At 41.2% G+C, this 18,759-nt stretch carries 17 protein-coding genes and 2 tRNA genes; 7 read left to right on the top strand and 12 right to left on the bottom strand.

The annotated features are described in order from the left end of the window. Positions 1 to 174: 174 nt before the first annotated feature. From ACYPWY_RS10720 to ACYPWY_RS10680, 9 genes are all read right to left on the bottom strand, one after another. Positions 175 to 247, bottom strand: a tRNA-Phe gene (locus ACYPWY_RS10720). Positions 248 to 312: 65 nt separating this feature from the next. Then, positions 313 to 1,500: a class I SAM-dependent rRNA methyltransferase gene (locus ACYPWY_RS10715; RefSeq protein ID WP_459685522.1), complete on the bottom strand. Its 1,188-nt coding sequence runs from the start codon at positions 1,498 to 1,500 to the stop codon at positions 313 to 315. Further along, positions 1,497 to 2,090 carry a 3'-5' exonuclease gene (locus ACYPWY_RS10710; RefSeq protein ID WP_459685521.1) on the bottom strand — a complete coding sequence of 198 codons (594 nt, stop codon included), beginning with the start codon at positions 2,088 to 2,090 and terminating at the stop codon, positions 1,497 to 1,499. Before ACYPWY_RS10710 ends, ACYPWY_RS10715 begins: the two co-directional genes overlap by 4 nt. Further along, a complete protein-coding gene (locus tag ACYPWY_RS10705; protein ID WP_459685520.1) occupies positions 2,084 to 2,653 on the bottom strand; it encodes a DUF5063 domain-containing protein in 570 nt (189 codons plus the stop codon). Before ACYPWY_RS10705 ends, ACYPWY_RS10710 begins: the two co-directional genes overlap by 7 nt. Positions 2,654 to 2,660: 7 nt before the next feature. Beyond that, positions 2,661 to 3,311, bottom strand: coding sequence for a uracil phosphoribosyltransferase (upp, locus tag ACYPWY_RS10700; protein ID WP_459685519.1), 651 nt, complete (start codon positions 3,309 to 3,311; stop codon positions 2,661 to 2,663). Between the two features lie 107 nt (positions 3,312 to 3,418). Beyond that, the gene (locus ACYPWY_RS10695; RefSeq protein WP_459685518.1) at positions 3,419 to 4,084 is read right to left on the bottom strand and encodes a hypothetical protein; all 666 of its coding nucleotides are present in this window, start codon (positions 4,082 to 4,084) and stop codon (positions 3,419 to 3,421) included. Beyond that, a complete protein-coding gene (locus tag ACYPWY_RS10690) occupies positions 4,081 to 5,205 on the bottom strand; it encodes an AAA family ATPase (protein ID WP_459685517.1) in 1,125 nt (374 codons plus the stop codon). Before ACYPWY_RS10690 ends, ACYPWY_RS10695 begins: the two co-directional genes overlap by 4 nt. 41 nt (positions 5,206 to 5,246) lie before the next feature. Continuing rightward, positions 5,247 to 6,599 carry a protoporphyrinogen oxidase gene (gene hemG / locus ACYPWY_RS10685; protein ID WP_459685516.1) on the bottom strand — a complete coding sequence of 451 codons (1,353 nt, stop codon included), beginning with the start codon at positions 6,597 to 6,599 and terminating at the stop codon, positions 5,247 to 5,249. 98 nt (positions 6,600 to 6,697) lie between these two features. Next, positions 6,698 to 8,134, bottom strand: coding sequence for an OmpA family protein (locus tag ACYPWY_RS10680; RefSeq protein ID WP_459685515.1), 1,437 nt, complete (start codon positions 8,132 to 8,134; stop codon positions 6,698 to 6,700). A 173-nt stretch (positions 8,135 to 8,307) separates the two neighbouring features. Here ACYPWY_RS10680 and ACYPWY_RS10675 point away from each other — a divergent pair, with 173 nt between their 5' ends. From ACYPWY_RS10675 to ACYPWY_RS10650, 6 genes are all read left to right on the top strand, one after another. Then, a complete protein-coding gene (locus ACYPWY_RS10675) occupies positions 8,308 to 9,195 on the top strand; it encodes a beta-1,6-N-acetylglucosaminyltransferase (protein WP_459685514.1) in 888 nt (295 codons plus the stop codon). A gap of 418 nt (positions 9,196 to 9,613) precedes the next feature. Next, positions 9,614 to 10,522, top strand: coding sequence for an ABC transporter ATP-binding protein (locus ACYPWY_RS10670; RefSeq protein ID WP_459685513.1), 909 nt, complete (start codon positions 9,614 to 9,616; stop codon positions 10,520 to 10,522). Positions 10,523 to 10,526: 4 nt separating this feature from the next. Then, the gene (locus ACYPWY_RS10665) at positions 10,527 to 11,801 is read left to right on the top strand and encodes an ABC transporter permease (RefSeq protein WP_459685512.1); all 1,275 of its coding nucleotides are present in this window, start codon (positions 10,527 to 10,529) and stop codon (positions 11,799 to 11,801) included. A gap of 45 nt (positions 11,802 to 11,846) precedes the next feature. Next, positions 11,847 to 11,918, top strand: a tRNA-Arg gene (locus ACYPWY_RS10660). A 342-nt stretch (positions 11,919 to 12,260) separates the two neighbouring features. Further along, complete coding sequence (dusB, locus tag ACYPWY_RS10655; protein ID WP_459685556.1) at positions 12,261 to 13,226, top strand: tRNA dihydrouridine synthase DusB; 966 nt, start codon at positions 12,261 to 12,263, stop codon at positions 13,224 to 13,226. 116 nt (positions 13,227 to 13,342) lie between these two features. Further along, complete coding sequence (locus ACYPWY_RS10650) at positions 13,343 to 15,016, top strand: nucleoside kinase (protein WP_459685511.1); 1,674 nt, start codon at positions 13,343 to 13,345, stop codon at positions 15,014 to 15,016. Positions 15,017 to 15,048: 32 nt separating this feature from the next. On the opposite strand, the gene ACYPWY_RS10645 is transcribed toward ACYPWY_RS10650, so the two are convergent. The 3 genes from ACYPWY_RS10645 to trxA all read right to left on the bottom strand — a co-directional run bounded on the left by ACYPWY_RS10645 (position 15,049) and on the right by trxA (position 18,082). Further along, complete coding sequence (locus tag ACYPWY_RS10645; RefSeq protein WP_459685510.1) at positions 15,049 to 16,254, bottom strand: ATP-binding protein; 1,206 nt, start codon at positions 16,252 to 16,254, stop codon at positions 15,049 to 15,051. Between the two features lie 138 nt (positions 16,255 to 16,392). Continuing rightward, positions 16,393 to 17,208, bottom strand: coding sequence for an SDR family oxidoreductase (locus ACYPWY_RS10640; RefSeq protein WP_459685509.1), 816 nt, complete (start codon positions 17,206 to 17,208; stop codon positions 16,393 to 16,395). A 556-nt stretch (positions 17,209 to 17,764) separates the two neighbouring features. Next, positions 17,765 to 18,082, bottom strand: coding sequence for a thioredoxin (trxA, locus tag ACYPWY_RS10635; protein ID WP_459685508.1), 318 nt, complete (start codon positions 18,080 to 18,082; stop codon positions 17,765 to 17,767). A 224-nt stretch (positions 18,083 to 18,306) separates the two neighbouring features. Between trxA and ACYPWY_RS10630 the strand changes: the two genes are divergently transcribed. Further along, on the top strand, positions 18,307 to 18,642 hold the full coding sequence (locus ACYPWY_RS10630) for a hypothetical protein (RefSeq protein WP_459685507.1): 336 nt from the start codon (positions 18,307 to 18,309) through the stop codon (positions 18,640 to 18,642). The last annotated feature ends 117 nt before the right edge of the window (positions 18,643 to 18,759 follow it).

Raw genomic sequence — 18,759 nt, 5'->3', positions numbered from 1 at the left:
TTCAAAGTTCAAGATTGTAAGACAGCCACATACCTCCCTCCCAAAAAAATAAAAATAATTCCCCCTATGGAATAAACATAAGATTTTGCTGGTGAACCAAAAAACGGACTAAAAACAGTCATTTTCCCCACAAAAAAAGCAGCTACCTTTTACTGTAACTGCTTGATTTTCATGTGGTGCCACCAGGAATCGAACCGGGGACACAAGGATTTTCAGTCCTTTGCTCTACCAACTGAGCTATGGCACCATTTGCTTTTGCGTGTGCAAAGGTAAAATATTTTTTTATTTCTGCAAATGGATTTTAAATAAAAATCATTCTATATACAGAACCAAGCCTTTTAGATACTCGCCTTCAGGGTGATAGATGCTGATGGGATGGTCGGCGGGCTGTGTTAACTGGTGCAATATTTTCACACTTCTGCTCGATTGGGCGGCTGCGCTGAATACGGCCAAGCGAAACGCATCTTTACTTATCACCTGCGAACAGGAGAACGTAAACAATATTCCGCCGGGAGCAATCTTCTCAAGGGCAATGGCATTCAGCCTTTTATAGCCTTGAAGGGCATTCCGTATGGCGCCCCGGTGTTTGGCAAAAGCTGGCGGATCGAGTATGACCAGGTCGTATGCTCCTTTGTCCATTTTTGCCAAATATTTAAAGGCATCTTCGGCAAAGGCTTCATGACGGGTATCGTTGGGGAAATTCAAGGCCACATTTTCGTTGGTCAACATAATTGCTTTGGCCGAACTATCGACCGAATGAACCAGCTTGGCGCCCCCTTGCATGGCGTAAAACGAAAAACCGCCGGTGTACGCAAACATGTTCAGTACAGTCCGGTCTTTTGCGTATTTTCCCAGCAGGGAACGATTATCGCGCTGATCGACAAAGAAGCCTGTTTTCTGGCCTTTTAACCAGTCGGCGCGAAATTTCAGTCCATTCTCCATCGCCACATCGTCAACGGCTTGTCCGCCCAGCAAATACTCGTTTTCGGCGCCTAAGTCGGCTTTGTAGGGCAAGGTGGTCTCCGATTTGTAATAGATGTTTTTAATCGTGTCTCCCATCACCTCCTTCAATGCCGTGCATATTTGCCGGCGGTCTTTATGCATCCCTACCGAATGGGACTGTATTACAGCGGTTTGTGCATACACATCAATAATCAGTCCGGGCAAATTATCCCCCTCGCCATACACCAGGCGGTAAGCATTATTAAGTGGCGACAGCAAGCCGATGGATTGCCTGAGGGACAAGGCAACAGTCAGTCTGTTTCGCCAAAAATCCAAATCTATTTCAACCGGACTAAAGGAAAGGACGCGCACCTCGATACTGCCAATCTGGTAATGCCCGACGGCAATAAACTCATTATTAGCTGTATAAACATTCACTACCTCTCCTTCATCAATATCTTCGTCTTTTCGCGCAATGGCGCCCGAAAATATCCAGGGATGAAAGCGTTTCAGCGATTCTTCCTTTTTGGGTTTAAGTATTATTTTTTTGTAATTCATATGTGCTTCTTCCCCGAGTTAGAGATTTTATCCAGTTCATTATATATTTTCAGACAAGCCCAAGCATCCAGGGCGGCATACATTTGTTGTCCTTCGGTCAATAATTCCGCTTCCCAGTTGGTCAACCGCTGATTTTTCGAGATTCTTTCGCCGAACAGAATGGCATAAATGCGCTGTAAGCTAATGTCTTCAATGCCAAAATCCTTGACATACACCTGCAAATCAATAAATCCTTGAGGATTGAATGTCGTACTTCTTCTGATGATCGAAAAATCGTCTTTGAGCGATAAACCTATTTTCTTCACCTTCGGGTTCATCAAAAAGTTTAGTAAAAGCGCTGGGAACCCTAATACGTTCAGCCGCAAAAGAAAGCAAGTATCTTCTGTCGCCAATTGCATCAGGGCTATTTTATGGGAGCGTCCTTTTTGGAATGCCGGACGGGTCTCGGTGTCAAAACCTATTTTATCGCACTTCGATAAATACGAGACAGCTTTCTCCAGTTCACTCTCCGTTTGTACCAATACAATACGGCCTTTGAAACAGGCAAGCGGCAGATTTATAATTTGATCTTTTGATATAGTTCTTACCACGATTCGTCCATGTTATTATAGTCCTCATCCGGCATTTCCGGCAGGTCTATCGAATATTTCAAACTATGCAAAGCCCGCAGTACATTCACCAGCTTTTGCCCCCAATATGCCTTAAAATTTTCGATGCAGATATACATGGCATCGTTCATGTTCTCAACAATTCCCCGTTCGTATATGGTGATAAAGTTTTTCAAATCCTGATAAATATCGGTCAAATCCTCGGATATACTTGCCGAAATTGGTGTTTCGCTATACTTCATATCTTCGAGAAACACCTCCAGATAGGTATCATCCTTCGCATAAATAGCATATATCTTGGAAACGATGTAACTATAATCCTCTTCGGTAACGGTTATCTCCGGTTCGTCCTCTTCTACCGTATCGGTTTCGGGCAACAGTAGCGCTTTCAGATAGAGGAGCGGCAGAATCTTGGTGAGTTTGTCGGTGGCCTCCGCTGCCGGGATGGTTTCAATATTTTCCAGAAAGGCGCAATATTGTACCGCAACCGTTACAAATTCGACAGAATTTTTAGAAAAAACCAGGTCTTTAATTTCCTTTTGCATGATTCGTTCAATTTTTTGTGCCGTAGGCCAAATCGCCGGCATCGCCCAATCCGGGAACAATATATGCGTTTTCGTTCAGTTCGGGATCAATGGCCGCCGCCCAAAGCGTGGCTTGAGGCAGTTTGTCCCGGCAATAATCTATGGCAAACTGACTGGCAATAATGGTGGCTATATGCACTTTTTGGGGCGTTCCCTTGGTCATCAGGGCATGATAAGCCAGCTCCATACTCTCGCCTGTCGCCAGCATCGGATCGGTCAGAATCAAGGTTTTGCTATCCAGAGATGGCGATGCAATGTATTCGATATTCACATTAAAGCTCAGGTGGTTTTCTTTGTACTTGCGGTATGCCGAAACAAACGCATTTTCCGCCCCGTCGAAATAATTGAGGAAGCCGTGATGAAGACCCAAGCCCGCACGAAGAATCGTCCCCAAAACAACCGGGCTTTCGGGCAGGTTTGTCAACGAATATCCCAATGGCGTTTGAATTTTGTGCGGAGAATAATCCAGCTCCTTACTAATTTCGTAAGCCATGATTTCGCCGATACGTTCAAGGTTTCTACGAAAGCGAAGCCTGTCATTCTGAATATTCACATCACGCAATTCTCCCACATATTTGTTGAGGATAGAATTTCGTTCCGAAAGATTAATTATTTCCATGGTTGTATATTTTTGTTCGCAAAATTATAGTAAAATTTTTACCGTTGTATGCGATTAATATATATTATTGAATCTAATTTCATTGAGATTTAAAAATTTCAGTAAATTCATTTGCTTCTTTTATCGGCCATATTTACCGGCGATTCTGCAAAATCGATTGGATTTGTTGAACTACTTTTAAGTAAATACGTTTGCTCTCCCGAAAATTCCCATAATTCAAAGTCATAAGATTCAATATCAGGATTTGTCATTTTAAAGCCGTGAGGAGACAGAGTTGGTAAACGTCCGAAAGCCTCAGTTGCTTTAATATGCTTTGGTGATTGTGCTTTTTTGTTGAAAAAGCAACATTGACGAACTAAATGTTGTTGTACAAAGCGTAATATTTCAGGGACACCTGATAAAATTTGTATAGTTTGTAGCATTTGAGATATGGCTTTTGTCTCTTTTCTCCCTTTACCCTTATTTGTATTTGTCAATTCATTCAACAAAAAATACCGACTATCAGAAGTATATACAATTAAATCACAGATTTTCTTATTGTTTTGGAAAAATTGGGGCAAAGACCTAAAAAACAGTTCGTAGTTGATAATATTTACTTCTTTCAAACTAAGATTGCTGTATTTTGCAATTCCCAATCCCTTTGGATACACTAGTGTTGTATCGTCTTTCAGGTCAAAATCGCCGTTGTTCGTTGAAACGACATTTACAGAGGGTTTTACAGCAAGCTTGTAATGAAATATGAAATCCTTTTCCAACAACTCTTTCATCATCATAATTCATTGTACTCGTTGTATATATCGTTGATAGTGTCCGAAAGAGGATTGGTATTAATCAGTCGTTCGTTCTGTATCTTTAAATTATTGATTTTTCCACATTCAACTTGATACACTGCCAAATCCTCATAAGATATTTTTGCGCCCTCAACCAACTTATTTTTGTCATTAGCCTTAATTAATAAATTCAAATGATTGATAATATATGGGCTGTGCGTTGCCAACATAACGGTCATATTATAATCATTATGCCCCTGAATAAAACATCTATTTACAATGAAATTCAATAAACTGCGCTGGCTTTCGGGGAACAAACTCAATTCGGGTTCTTCTATGTGGATATGAATGTTTTTATGCTTTATTTCTCCAATATTTAGCCCCGGATTAAAATTTTTTAGATTATCACTTTGAGCCATATATTTTAAAATAATGTCGTTGAATGTTTTTTGGAAATTGTAATACTTTGAAAAGTATTCAACTATTACGGACAACGGTGTTACGGTCTGCATTCCTGAAGAGGCATGTTCTAAGTTTATTGGTGAATATTGCTTATCTTCGTCAATATTTTCAATAAAATGTTTAGTAACAGCTCCAATTTTCTTCCGAGAATATTTTACTCCCAAATAATCTATGGGTAATTCTTTAATGAATGGGTATGCAATCCTAAAATCATTGTATGTTTCATTAATAAAAAAACTTTCCACATTTGCTTCTCTTGCAAGAATATCAGGGATAATATTTCGCTTATCTGCGACAAAAGACATTTTTTCTAAACTCAATTCGTTCTCAGGTATAACTACTGCTGTATCAAGAGAACCTTTGTAGGAGATTTCATTGTTCCCCCGCTTGTATATTATTTCTGTATTATCATTTTTTTCAAAACCAAAATTTGTCAGATAAAAGTTGAAATCAAATTTAAATGGAGACGTTGTTATATTTGCATGTTTAAGATACGAGCGAATATTAACCATTTTGTATATCCACCGGAAAAGAACAATAACTTTCATAATTGTACTTTTACCGCTTCCCGATTCGCCAATGAAAACAGTTAAAGGCCGTATATCATCAATCTCGATTTCTTTTATCGGCCCAAAGTTTCTTATAATTATTGATTCTTTCATCTTCTATCTTATTTTGTTAGCAAAGATAATCGTTTTTTTCTTTATATCTCTTCCACTACTTCAAATGCTTGCCGTATGCGGTCGGCAATGCCTATTCCGTTGCGGATATTACCGGCAAGTATTAACCCGGGATGTTCGCTTTGGATTTTATTTATGGCGTCTAACCGGTCTTTAGTCGTTTTTTCGTACTGAGGAATTGCATCTTGGTGCCGGAAGATATGCATAAATTTTATGTCCTCTTTTGCTATGTCAAAAAGTTCGGATAATGCATCCGATACTAACTTTCCTATTTCATCGTCTGTTCGTTCAAAAAGGTCGGGACGGCTTGTTCCTCCCAAATAAACGGCCAAGGTAGCACAGTTTTCCGGCGCTCTTCCACTAAAACAACAGGAGGGCAGTAGCACGCCCAGCAAGTCCTTGTTCTCTTTTTTAGGTATCAGTCCGCCGAATGACGCATATTTTTCATTCAAGGCATTTTCGTTCAGGGCAACGGCAACTTGTATCACTTTGGCGTAGTTCAGGTTGGTTATGGCGCTCATCTCTTCAGTCTGAATAAAAGGGACTAATTGGGGCAGCGCGTATGCTCCGATGGTAGATACAACGAACCTTGAGCTTATATCATACGCAAAATTGCCGGCTGTACAGGCTGTTGTATAGCCATCCTGTTCTTTACTAACCACCATGTTGTGCGCATTGCAAATAATATTGTCAGCGCCGATTTGCTCTTCCAACGATTTCACTAATTGGCCGAACCCGCCTCTTACCGAGAACACTTTTTTTGATGCCTTCTTTTCTCTTCCGGTTTTTTTCTCCCTGCTTTTCCGAAAACTTCCGCCTATGAAACTCCCGTAAGTTTGTTCCAGATTATAAAGTTTGGGCAGAGCGTATTTTGTAACCAGTTTTTCGGGGTCGCCGGCATATATCCCCGATATAAAAGGGTTGACGGCATAATCGACAAAAGAGTTGCCAATCCGGCGTCTGGCCAGAGATGCCACCGATTCATCAGGCTCAGTTCCCCGTTTTCGGAAAGGCTCGAACAGGATGCTGAATTTATCGGTAACTGTAAATAGCGGCGTATTCATAAACGACAACGGGCCTGCGGGTAGGGGATGCCATTTTCTGTTTTTCAGTATCAGTCTTTTTTTCGCCGTTTCATCGGCAACTTCATAGTTTAATCCGAGCATCTCGAAAAGTTCTGCTACTTCGGGGTTGGAAACAACGCCGGTATTGGGGCCTTCTTCAAACACATAGCCTTTTTCGGTTTGTGTATGCATCGTTCCACCCGTTCTATGGGCTTTTTCGAGTACAACCACGTCATACCCTTTTCTTTTCAATAAGAAAGCCATTGTCAACCCGGTCAGTCCTGCTCCGATGATTACTACATCCTTTTTCATCACGCTAAGTTACAAAAAATAGCCTGAAGCCCATTCTTTTTCAAAAAAAATACCCGGGCAAACAATTTACCCGGGTATCTTTTATAATTTATAATTTCTTATTCTTCAATCACAAATACAACAACACGGTTCCATTCGTTCACTTCAAAAGGTTGAATCTTATCACCTTCCCAGTTGATTGATATTCTCAATGGATTAATTCCGTATTTTTCTGTCAACGCTTTCGCAACAATTTTCGCACGGCGTTCCGACAATCTCAGGTTGTAGTCAGGATAAGCTGTCTTTCTGTCGGCATAACCTGTTACAATTACATTTGCATGAGGATATTTGGTTAAGTAATCAACTGCTTTCTCAATTTTCGACCATTCAGAAGCATCAATTACCGATTTGTCTATACGGAAGAATACAGGATCGGGTAAGAATTTACTGATTTTATTCTCTGTATTGGGGACAAATGTACCATCTGCGGCAAAGGTTCCCACAGATTCCGGCAATACCGGACATACCGGACATTCGGGACATGGAACTACAGCATCAAGCTGGGCTCTAAGGTTATTTATTTTTTGATTTAAGTCTTGAACCAGTTCGTAATTAACAGGGTCGGCAACTTCCCAAGTGCTTTTTCCTACTTTATAAGTAATACCAACAAACGCTTGGGTTACAAGGTCTAAAGTTTCATTGTCTCCTGCTTGTCCGTCAAAATCATCGGGATAGGCAGTTGCGTTTCCTTCAATGTTAAGATCGAACTTGCTGGTTAATCTGATTCTAGCATTTAACCCTGCATTCACACCCACTACGTCATAAAATTCATTATTCAAGTGCGGGAATACATGGCCGACAGAAGCTCCCGCAAAAGGAGTTATTTCAAAAGCTCTTCTAGGATCATAATGTCCAATCAATGTCAGGAAATCGAACATAAAATCGAAGTTGGCAGCAACATATTTCACGTGCTGCATATAGAAAGATTTATTGGCGCCATCTCTTCCGGGTACCCAGTAATATGCGGCTCCATTTCCTCCTGCTATATCACCGCTAGCGAATGCATCAGGATACATGGTGTTCCACTGTGGGTCCCATGTATTGAAATCAGGATCTCCATCTGTTCCGTGGTATGCCGGTGGATAACCCGGAGTGCCGGTAACTCCTAAACCCATATAGTTCTTGCTTCCGGTATTCCACTTCCGGTATGTTCCGGATTGACCGTCATTGAACCCATGCAATGTACCTCCGGTCAATTGCAACCTGAACCCCCATATAGGAGAAAAGTATTTGCCGATGGTAAGTGATGGAGCAACAGTTACCCTTCTGTTAAAATCTACTTTTCTGTCATCTTCGCCCCATACAGTTTGGGCGCCAACTCCAAGAGTAATAGACCATGTGTCTTTAAAACGATTTTTTGCCCATGCTGTTTTGTATGCGCTAAGATTAGCCTCATCCTGAGGAGATGCAACAGTGAAAGCTCCATCTTGGGAATAAGCTGAAAGAGCCCCGCTCATGATAAATACTGCTACAATACTTAAAAATTTCTTGTTCATATCGTAAGTTTGATTAACGTTAATTCACATCAATGTGCAAATGTACAACTTTATTTTTAAATTTCAAGCAAATCTTCTGTTTTATTTGAAGCCAGTACTCATTAATTAGAATAATTTGCCACAATAACGTTGATTATTTCCTATTTTTGCGAGTAATAACAGCAATATACATTATGCAGCAAGCAATACTGATAACGGCCTATAAAAATAGCGGACACCTGAACAAGATTGTTGACTTTTTCAGCAATTCGCCCTCCGGTTTTTACTGTTTTATTCACATTGATAAAAAGAGCGCTATTCCGAAAGATGAAATAGAAAAACTACGAAGAAAAGACAATGTAAAACTTGTTTCACAAAAGTACAGTGTAAACTGGGGCGGAATAAATCATTTGAAAGCAATATTGTTGCTTTTGGAAGCTGCGTTGAAGAATTCTGACGCCAAGTATTTCCATTTAATCACGGGACATGATTTCCCTGTTCAATCAACAGCTCAATTCGAGGCTTTCCGGGAAGAGAATGAGGGAAAAGAATTTTTGGAATTCAATCCCTTTCCTTACAAAAACTGGGAAAATGGAGGCTTGGACAGGATCTCCTTATTTAATATATACGATCTGATTGACGGACGGACAGGCTGGGGCGAAAAAATAGCCAAAGGAATCATCAAGTTGCAGAAGAGGTTGAAGATAAAAAGAGGCTTTCCGAACGATTTTCCTCCTTTGTTTGGCGGATCGACTTACTGGTCGTTGAGCCGGAATTGCATCGGATACATTTTTGATTATCTTCGGGCGCATCCGCGGTTTTTAAAAAGGTTCAACTATTCATTTTGCTCCGAAGAGGTATTCTTTCAGACGATTATTATGAACTCGCCATTGAAAGAGCATGTAGTAAACAACAATCTGAGGTTTATTGTCTGGGAAAAAAGAAACGGGAATTTCCCGGCCAATCTGGACGAATCCGACTACAATGACATTATTAAATCGAACGCCCTCTTTGCCCGGAAATTTGAATATCCTGTCTCGGAATCACTTGTGAGCAGGATAGAGAATGAGTTTAAAGTTTAAGGTTGCATCTCAAAAGTATTTTTGAACGCAGATTACGCGAATTATCGCAATTTATTTATTGTTGAAATTCAATTAAATAAGAAAAGATATAGTGAAACGCATGAAAAATTTTAGGACTACTGTTACGGATGAGATTCCTCCCTTTGGTCGGAATGACTCGCCCATTAGTGGTTTAAGGGAGTAGGAAGTGGCGGCGAAGCCGCCACTTCCTACTCCCCTCTCCCCAAAAAGAGGCCGTCATTCCGACCAAAGGGAGGAATCTCCTGCTCATATCAGCAACTTTACCGAAAGGCATAAGCAGTAATTTTTCATGCGTTTGCCCTAGGGCTTATTTGCGTAAATTTGTGTAATTCGCGAAATCTGCGTTCTTTTGAGACAGCGCTACGTACATTCGTAACTTAAAATAATTCGCATAACTATGTATTATTTAGAAACAATTGATGTTACAAAAAAATATGCTCACCACCTGGCATTGAATGGGGTGAATATCCGCGTCAGGAAGGGCGCTGTCTATGGTTTGCTTGGGCCAAACGGCGCCGGAAAAACCACCCTGATCCGAATTATAAACCGGATAACGGCTCCCGATAGCGGAGAAGTATTTATAAACGGACAGCCATCGGTCCAGAATGACATATATAATATAGGGTATTTGCCCGAGGAGAGAGGGCTCTATAAAAAAATGAAGGTGGGCGAACAGGTCTTGTTTTTGGCGCAACTCAAGGGCTTGTCGAAAAAAGAGGCAGAGCAAAGGATTGGCTATTGGTTCGAGAAGTTTCAGATTATGTCCTGGCGAAACCGGAAAATAGAAGAACTATCGAAAGGAATGCAGCAGAAAGTGCAGTTTATAGCAACGGTTATTCACGATCCCGAGTTGTTGATTCTTGACGAACCTTTCAGCGGATTCGACCCTGTTAATACCGAACTGCTGAAAAACGAAATACTGGAACTGAAGGCGAGAGGAAAAACGATTATTTTATCGACCCATAACATGGAATCGGTGGAATCACTCTGCGACGAGATTTCGTTAATCAATCAATCGCAGGTAGTGTTGCAGGGCAATGTCTCGGAGATAAAAAACCGCTACAAAGACAATATCTTGATGATTAAAGTGGCAGGGAATGAATTTTCGATAGAATCACCCATGTTCTCGATATTGTCTGCCGTGCAAGAAAACGATTATACGGTTGCCAGGATTCAAAAACAGGATAATCAGTCGAATGCCTGCCTGCTGAAAACAATTATAGACAAGTACGAGGCGCTGGCCTTCGACGAAGTCCTGCCCAGCATGAACGATATTTTTATAAAAACAGTAACCAACAACCTATAAGAAAATGAAATCACTCTATCTTATCATACAACGCGAATATTTTTCGCGGATAAAAAAGAAATCGTTTATTATAATAACGCTCTGCATCCCGTTTTTATCGGCGGCCTTGATATTCCTTCCACTTTTGCTCGCCCAAGTTGAAGATACGGAAGAGAAACACATTATTATTATAGACCAAACGGGTTTGTATGCTCCGTATTTTCAGTCTTCGAGCCAATATTCTTTCGATTTGGCAGACAACAATACAAGTGATTCGCGGTCGAAAATAGGAAAGGAGATTTTCGGCATATTGCAAATAACCGGAGACCTGAGCCAAACGCCCAATGCAGCCACATTTTTATCGGAAAAGCAAGTCCCCCTGGATTTACTGGGCTACATCAATCAAACGCTTACCGAAGTTACAAAAAGGAACCGCTTAACGCAATACACGCAAGCCGTTTCGGTTGACGAAGAAGTCGTGCAGTCGATACGGGAAATACTGGAATCGAAAAATAAGATAGCCGTAAGCGCCATTCGCCTCAATCAGGATGGGGATGAAAAGGAATCTTCGGTTAAATTGGCATCGGGACTGGGACTAGCCCTCATTCTATTTATGTATATGTTCATTATGGCTTATGGCGCGATGGTGATGCAAAGCGTGATAGAGGAAAAAACAAACCGGATAGTAGAAGTGATGATTTCGTCCGTCCGCCCCTTCTATTTGATGATGGGTAAAATAATCGGCATCGGACTGGTTGGTTTCACGCAGTTGTTTACCTGGATAGTGATGGGAGGCGTGTTGATGGGCGTTAGCAGCTCGCTTATGCCCGCTGTCGGGGCCGGAGCTGCGCTTTCTTACGTTACGCTGCTGTCGTCGGTGAATTGGGTATATATTCTCGGGTTCTTTATTTTGTTTTTCATTGGCGGTTACCTTATTTATGCAGCCATATTTGCCATGTTTGCTTCGGCGGTAGATAATGCACAGGATTCGCAACAATTTATGATGCCCGTAACACTCATTTTTATTTTTGCCCTCTATACCGGCATATACAGCGTAAATAATCCGGATGGGCCACTGGCATTCTGGTGTTCCATTATTCCGCTTACTTCGCCCATTGTGATGATGGTGCGCATACCGGCTGAGGTGGCGTTGTGGGAAATGCTGTTATCTCTGGTCATCCTTTATGGCTCGGTTATTCTGACAACCAAGTTTGCCGCTAAAGTCTATCGCATAGGCATATTGATGTACGGAAAGAAACCCAGCCTGAAAGAAGTTTTCAGGTGGGCTAAATATAAATAAGATACTTGCTTCGTAAGTAAAAAACTATTACTTTTGCCACGATTTGGCGCGATAGTTCAATGGATAGAATAGAAGTTTCCTAAACTTTAGATCCGGGTTCGATTCCCGGTCGTGCTACGATGATATAGCCGTTAAGGCTGAAGGCCTTTAAGCAATAGCATAGGACAACGCCCTATGTTGTTGTAAATCGGAAAATTAGGGCTCATGCCGAAAAACTGGGGATGACAACTATCCAGCACAGTAAACACAAAACATAGGAACGCAAATTACACGGATTACGCAAATTTTCGCAATTTATATATTGTTTAAAACCAGTTGCGCGAATTCGCGTAATTTGCGTTCTTCTTGTGTTCGACTATTTACCCCCATATTTCCGGTCATGTTTTTCTATTGATATGCAAGTCCTAACGGACTACTCTTATGTTGAACTCATGCCAATTGGATTTTAGCTATACCGAAATGAAAATAGGAAACATACAATTCCCCCCATACCCCGTTTTTCTTGCTCCGATGGAGGATGTTACCGATATTGGGTTCCGCCTGTTATGCAAACGGTTTGGGGCGGATATGGTTTATACCGAATTTGTGTCGAGCGATGCGCTTATCCGCCACGTAAACAAAACGCAGGTGAAGTTAGCCATTAGCGAAGAGGAACGCCCCGTAGCCATACAACTATACGGGCGGGAGGTAAGCGCCATGGTGGAGGCGGCCAAAATATGCGAGGAAGCGAAGCCCGATATACTGGACATAAATTTCGGCTGCCCCGTGAAGAAGGTTGCCGGAAAGGGAGCCGGATCGGGGATGCTCCGAACGCCCGAACTGATGCTGGAAATTACGCGGGAGGTGGTGAAAGCCGTGAATATTCCGGTTACCGTAAAAACACGCCTGGGCTGGGATCAGGACTCGAAAATAATAGTGCAACTGGCCGAAGAATTGCAGGATGCCGGAATACAAGCCTTGACCGTACACGGTCGCACCCGCAGCCAGATGTACACAGGCGAGGCAGACTGGACACTAATAGCTGAAATAAAAAAGAACCAAAGAATGCACATTCCCATCATTGGAAACGGCGATGTAGCAAGCCCGCAAACCTGCAAGCAACGCTTCGACGAAACAGGCGTGGACGCCGTGATGATAGGGCGGGGCAGCATCGGTTGCCCCTGGATATTTGAAGACGTAAAGCATTACCTGAATACAGGAGAATTGCCCACTGAGAAGCCTTTCGACTACTACCTCGGTATTTTGAAAGAATACATAAGCAAAAACATCGACTACTCCGGCGAGCGTGGCGGCATAATACACAGCCGACGGCATCTGGCAGCAAGCCCCCTGTTCAAAGGCATTCCCGATTTTAGAAAAACACGAATCGCCATGTTGAGGGCATCTACAAAAGACGAGCTGTTTGAGATTATGGATGGGATTTAAAGCCCCTCCAACCTGCCCGAAGAGTCAAAACTTTTTGCTAATCTATTCAAAAATTGTTACATTTGAGGGCATATTACAAAAATATGCTTCTAAATCGAGTAATATCAATTTTGAATATGGACAATAAACTACGGGTTTTCTGTAAAAATAGCAATACCTATCTGGATGTGGCGCCCGGCACATCGCTCCTCGAAATAAAAGAAACACTGGATATTAAGATGCCTTACCTGATTTCTTCGGCCAAGGTAAATAACAAAACCGAATCGCTCCATTATCAGATATACCGCCCCAAGACTGTTGAATTTATCGACATTGGCGAATCGTCTGGCCGGAGATGTTATGTTCGTTCGCTGTGTTTCATTCTGGCAAAAGCGGTTTACGATGTGTGTCCCAAAGCGCAGGTGCATATAAAGCATCCCGTATCGAGGGGGTATTATCTGACCATATCGGGAGAAGGAGATTGGAAGTCGGGGAACATCGACCTTCGGCGGATAAAGGACAGGATGTGGGAGTTAATCAATCAGCACATTCCTTTCGAGCCCTTGGAAGACGAAACGGAAAAAGTGGTGGGACTTTTCAGGGAACAGGGATTTGAGGATAAAGCGCTGCTGCTCGAAACCTCCGGTACGCTTTACTCCAACTATTACCGCCTAGAAGACTATGAAGATTATTTTTACGGAACACTTGTTCCATACAGCAGCTACGTTACGCTTTTCGAAATAGAACCGCTCTACGATGGGTTCTTACTGCGCATCCCGAACAGAGCCGATCCGGTTGAACTGGAACCGGTTATCAATCAGTCGAAAATGTTCAATGTATATAAGGAGCAGGATATTTTTCAAGGGATTATCGGGCTTGACAATGTGGGCGATTTGAACAAGGCAAACAAAGAAGGCCGGATGTCGGAAATTATAAAAGTATCGGAAGCCCTGCAAGAAAGGTCGATTGCCGAATATGCCAATAAAATAAAAGGAAGGTACAACGAGGGCGTCCGGATTGTGTTTGTCGCCGGCCCGTCATCATCGGGGAAAACAACATTCCGAAAAAGATTGGAAGTGCAGTTGATGACACACCTGCTAAAACCGGTGGGCGTATCGTTGGACGACTACTTTGTTGACAGAGAGCTGACCCCCTTGGACGAAAACGGGAACTACGATTTTGAGTCGCTGTATGCATTAGACCTGGACTTGTTCAACTCCGATTTGAACAAGCTGCTGAACGGTGAAAAAGTATCGCTGCCCAGCTTCAATTTTCAGACGGGGAGAAAAGAATACAAGGGACAGACGCTTCAGATTGATAACCAAACGATTTTGGTGATTGAAGGCATTCACGGCTTGAACCCCAATTTAACCCTGCAAATAGACCCGGCGAAAAAATTCATGATCTATGTATCGGCCCTGACAACCATTTCGCTCGATAACCACAACTGGATACCAACCACCGACAACCGCCTGTTAAGGAGGCTGGTACGCGATTACAAATACCGTAGCTACTCGCCCATAGACACCCTGTCGCGGTGGAGAAGCGTAAGAAAAGGCGAAGAAAAATGGATTTTCCCGTTTCAGGAAAATGCCGATATAATGTTTAATTCGGCCATGATATACGAACTCGCCGCCCTCAAAAAATACGCCGAACCAATTCTGAGAGAGGTGCCTCAAAGAGTTCCCGAATATGCCGAAGCAAACCGCCTACTCAAGTTCCTGGGCTATTTCAACGGAATAAGCGACCACGAACTTCCGCCTACTTCGCTTCTGCGCGAATTTTTAGGGGGGAGTAGTTTTAAGTATTAAAGCTTGGAGATTCAATTGGGATTTACAATCATTTATTTATGTAATAACCAATTAATTACATTTTTCTTTTGTATGCCTTCGATTATGGCATTATCGTAATCAAGAGTTAGAAGGTACTTAGGATAGTTGTCCCGTATCGTTCTTAATGACGAAATTTCCCGTTCAAATGTTTTTTCGTCATTAACAGTATAAGCAACTTGATAATATTCGCGTTCATTATTTGCCTTCTGTACAATAAAATCAACTTCCTTATCTTTGTTTTTGCCGACAAAAACCTTTCCGCCACGACACAAAAGTTCCAAATAGATAATATTTTCCAATTTATGCCCCAAATCTGCATCATACCTATTGGTTTGGATGATATTTTTCAATCCCAAATCAACAACATAATACTTCTCATTGGTTGATAATAATTCCTTTCCTTTAATGTCGTATCTTGGAGCGGCATAGAGAATATATGCCTCCGTAAGGTAGTGTATTAGCTTAATAATAGTGTTGTGCGAAATTTTTTTGCCTGATTTTTTGTTCAACTGTTCGGCAATATTGGTTGGCGAAACAAGAGAACCGACAGAATCGAACAAAAACTCAATAATTCGCTGTATATTATTCAAATTTCGCAATTTATGCCGATACACAATATCTTTTCCTATAACCGTATCGTAGATTGACTGCAAATAGTCATTCACAAGTTCGGGCGCTGTTTTTGAAATAGTTACAGCTTCGGGAAAAGAGGAGTTATTTAGAAATTGGCGAAACAGGCGATCGTTATTCTTTTCTTCGGGAAATGCAGAAACATATTCGGAAAAAGAATAAGGGTGCAGGTTGATTGCAATATAACGACCCGTAAGCAGCGTAGCCAGCTCGCTCGAAAGCAGATAGGCATTAGATCCTGTAATGTAAAGATCAATATTTTTCTTGACAAACAAACTATCCACAAGTTTCTCAAAACCGGCAATTAATTGCACCTCATCCAAAAAGATGTAGCTTTTTTGACTGGAATTTACTTTGGATAGAATTTCGTCATAAACTACAGTCCAATTACTGAATTTGATGTTTTCCCGTTCTTCAAAATTGAGGAAGACAATATTTTCGGGACGAACCCCCGATTCCTCCAATTCATTGCGAAACGCTCCCAAAAGTGTAGATTTTCCACAGCGGCGCACGCCTGTAATTACCTTTATCAAATCGTGGTCTTTGAGCAGACGGAGTTTTTGCAAATAGATTTCTCTTGCTATCATAAGAATAAAACTTTCGCAAATATACGCCTTATTGACGAAAGATACAAATATTTGCTACTTTCGTCAATAAGGCGCCCCTCACAGTTGGATTAACAATCTAATAAAATTGATTATCAGCGCTTTAATATTGGACTCAAATCAGATTGAAAATGCATCGAAACCACCGTCAATAACCAAAACTATTCCGGTTACAAATTTGGAAGCATCGCTGATTAGATAGTGCAACGAACCTAAAAGCTCGCTTGCTTCGCCGAAGCGTTGGTAGGGCGTGTGGGCTAATATTGTTCTCGAACGGTCGGTATATGATCCGTCCGGATTTAATAAAAGATCCCTGTTTTGCTCTGTAATAAAGAATCCGGGCGCCATAGCATTTACACGAAACTCTGCTCCGAATTTCAGCGCCAGTTCGCCAGCCATGTATTTGGTGAAGTTGGCAACAGCCGATTTGGCGGCGCCATATCCTGCCACACGGGTCAATGGGCGCAAAGCCGATTCGGATGCAATATTTATGATGTTACCCGAACCATTGTCCACCATCGCTTTCGCAAACACCATGGTAGGTATAACTGTTCCAAACAGGTTTAGGTCAACCACTTTTTTAAACGCATCTATCTGCAAGTCGAAAATTGTTTTGTCGGGCGCTATTGTAGCTCCGGCCATATTGCCGCCTGCCGCATTTACCAGCACATCAATTCTGCCGTATGCTTTTAAAATATCGGCGCGGTTTTGCTCCAATACTTCCTTGTTCAATACGTCGGTTAGCAAGAAAATAGCATCGCCGCCATCGCCCTTAATTTTGCCAACCAAGGCATTTCCACCCTCTTCGTTCCTGTCCAATACTACCACTTTAGCGCCTTCTGAGGCTAGATATTTAGCCATATCGGAACCTAAAATTCCACTACCACCGGTAATTACAATAACTTTACCTTCAATGTCAAACAAATTTTTCTTCATGTCTATTCGCTAATTTCAGTTTATATATTTTGTTAATGATTCCGAATCCTTACATTGCTTCTAAGGTCGAACAAATATACTCGAGATTTTCGTATAATAAAAGTGTGTGCGTACACACACAAACACAATTATTCCTATTTATATGTGTATCAATACACTATACCTATCCGCATCACGAAAATATGTTGTAGAACATAAAAACAAGTTTTTGCAATGCCCCAATTGGCGTTGTAATAGATTATTAGTCGCTGAAAGTATGCTTTTTATACCACTTTCAGCGAGCAATAATTGGAACATACCGGAAATATGGGGAGTAAATATCTGAACACAGAAAGAACGCAGATTACACAAATTCACGTAAATAAATTATTATTTTCTTGATAATTAACTGATTTTAAGCTATATATAAATTGAGATAATTAGCGTAATCTGCGCAATTTGCGTTCCTATGTTTCGTGTCCTTCGCGGTGAATGGTTTTGCTGGTGAGCCCCAAAAAAAAACCGGATATTCGATTTTAAATCGAATATCCGGGCTATGCTTGTTTATCCTGATAGATTACGCCAATAATTTATTGATTTTTTCGACTAAAGTCGATTTTTGTGCAGCTCCCACATGTTTATCGACAAGTTCCCCGTTTTTGAAAAACAATATTGTTGGGATATTGCGGATACCAAACTTGGCGGTAACGGCATCGTTGTTATCAACATCCACCTTTCCGATGGTTACTTTACCGGCATATTCGGTAGCCAATTCATCAACAACAGGGCCTACCATACGGCATGGGCCACACCATTCCGCCCAAAAATCAATTACCACGGGTTTTTCTGATTGTAGAATTTCTTCGTACGTTGCATCTGTAATTTCTAGCGCCATAATTTTTATCTTTTTATACTTGATTAGTTATCATCCTTTACGCCAGCAAAATTAATCATTCTATTTTAATTAGGAAAGTTGTTTTGCAATTGTTTGTATTTTATTAAATTTTCAAGTTCTTCTTTTTTCTTCAGTACATTTCCAATTTAGGTAACTACATTAGAATAAAATCAAAAATTATCATCTATCTTTGCTATATGTTATACTATAGAAGAAAAATATTATTGGCTCTATTAGAAGTATTTGATGGACAACTTACGGCTAAATGTCTCCAAAAATACTTATTCTTGTTTACCCGAAAGCAGGATGTGAAATCTTATGACTTTGTTCCATATAAATATGGTTGTTTTTCTTTCCAAGCAAATCAAGACATTGCTACTCTTGGGAAATATGGGTATCTTGAAGTAATGGATTCCGAAGATGGTCGTTTTATCCGATTGAAAAATAGGAGCAATTATTGTGCAACCTTAAACTTGTTTGACAGGCAATATTTGGCTTCAATTAAATCTGATTTCGGCGAATTATCGCAAAGCGATCTTATCAAATATACATATAAGTAAGTACTCAAAATTAAGCGACATTATGCGAATAGTTAATGAACAGTTCTTTACCCACCGCTGCCACCGCCCTGTTGGTGGAGTAGAAAAGTGTGTCAGTACTCGCATAGTCCTGTGGTC

Source organism: Viscerimonas tarda (assembly GCF_054601255.1).
This window is presented reverse-complemented; position numbering and strand designations above follow the sequence as displayed.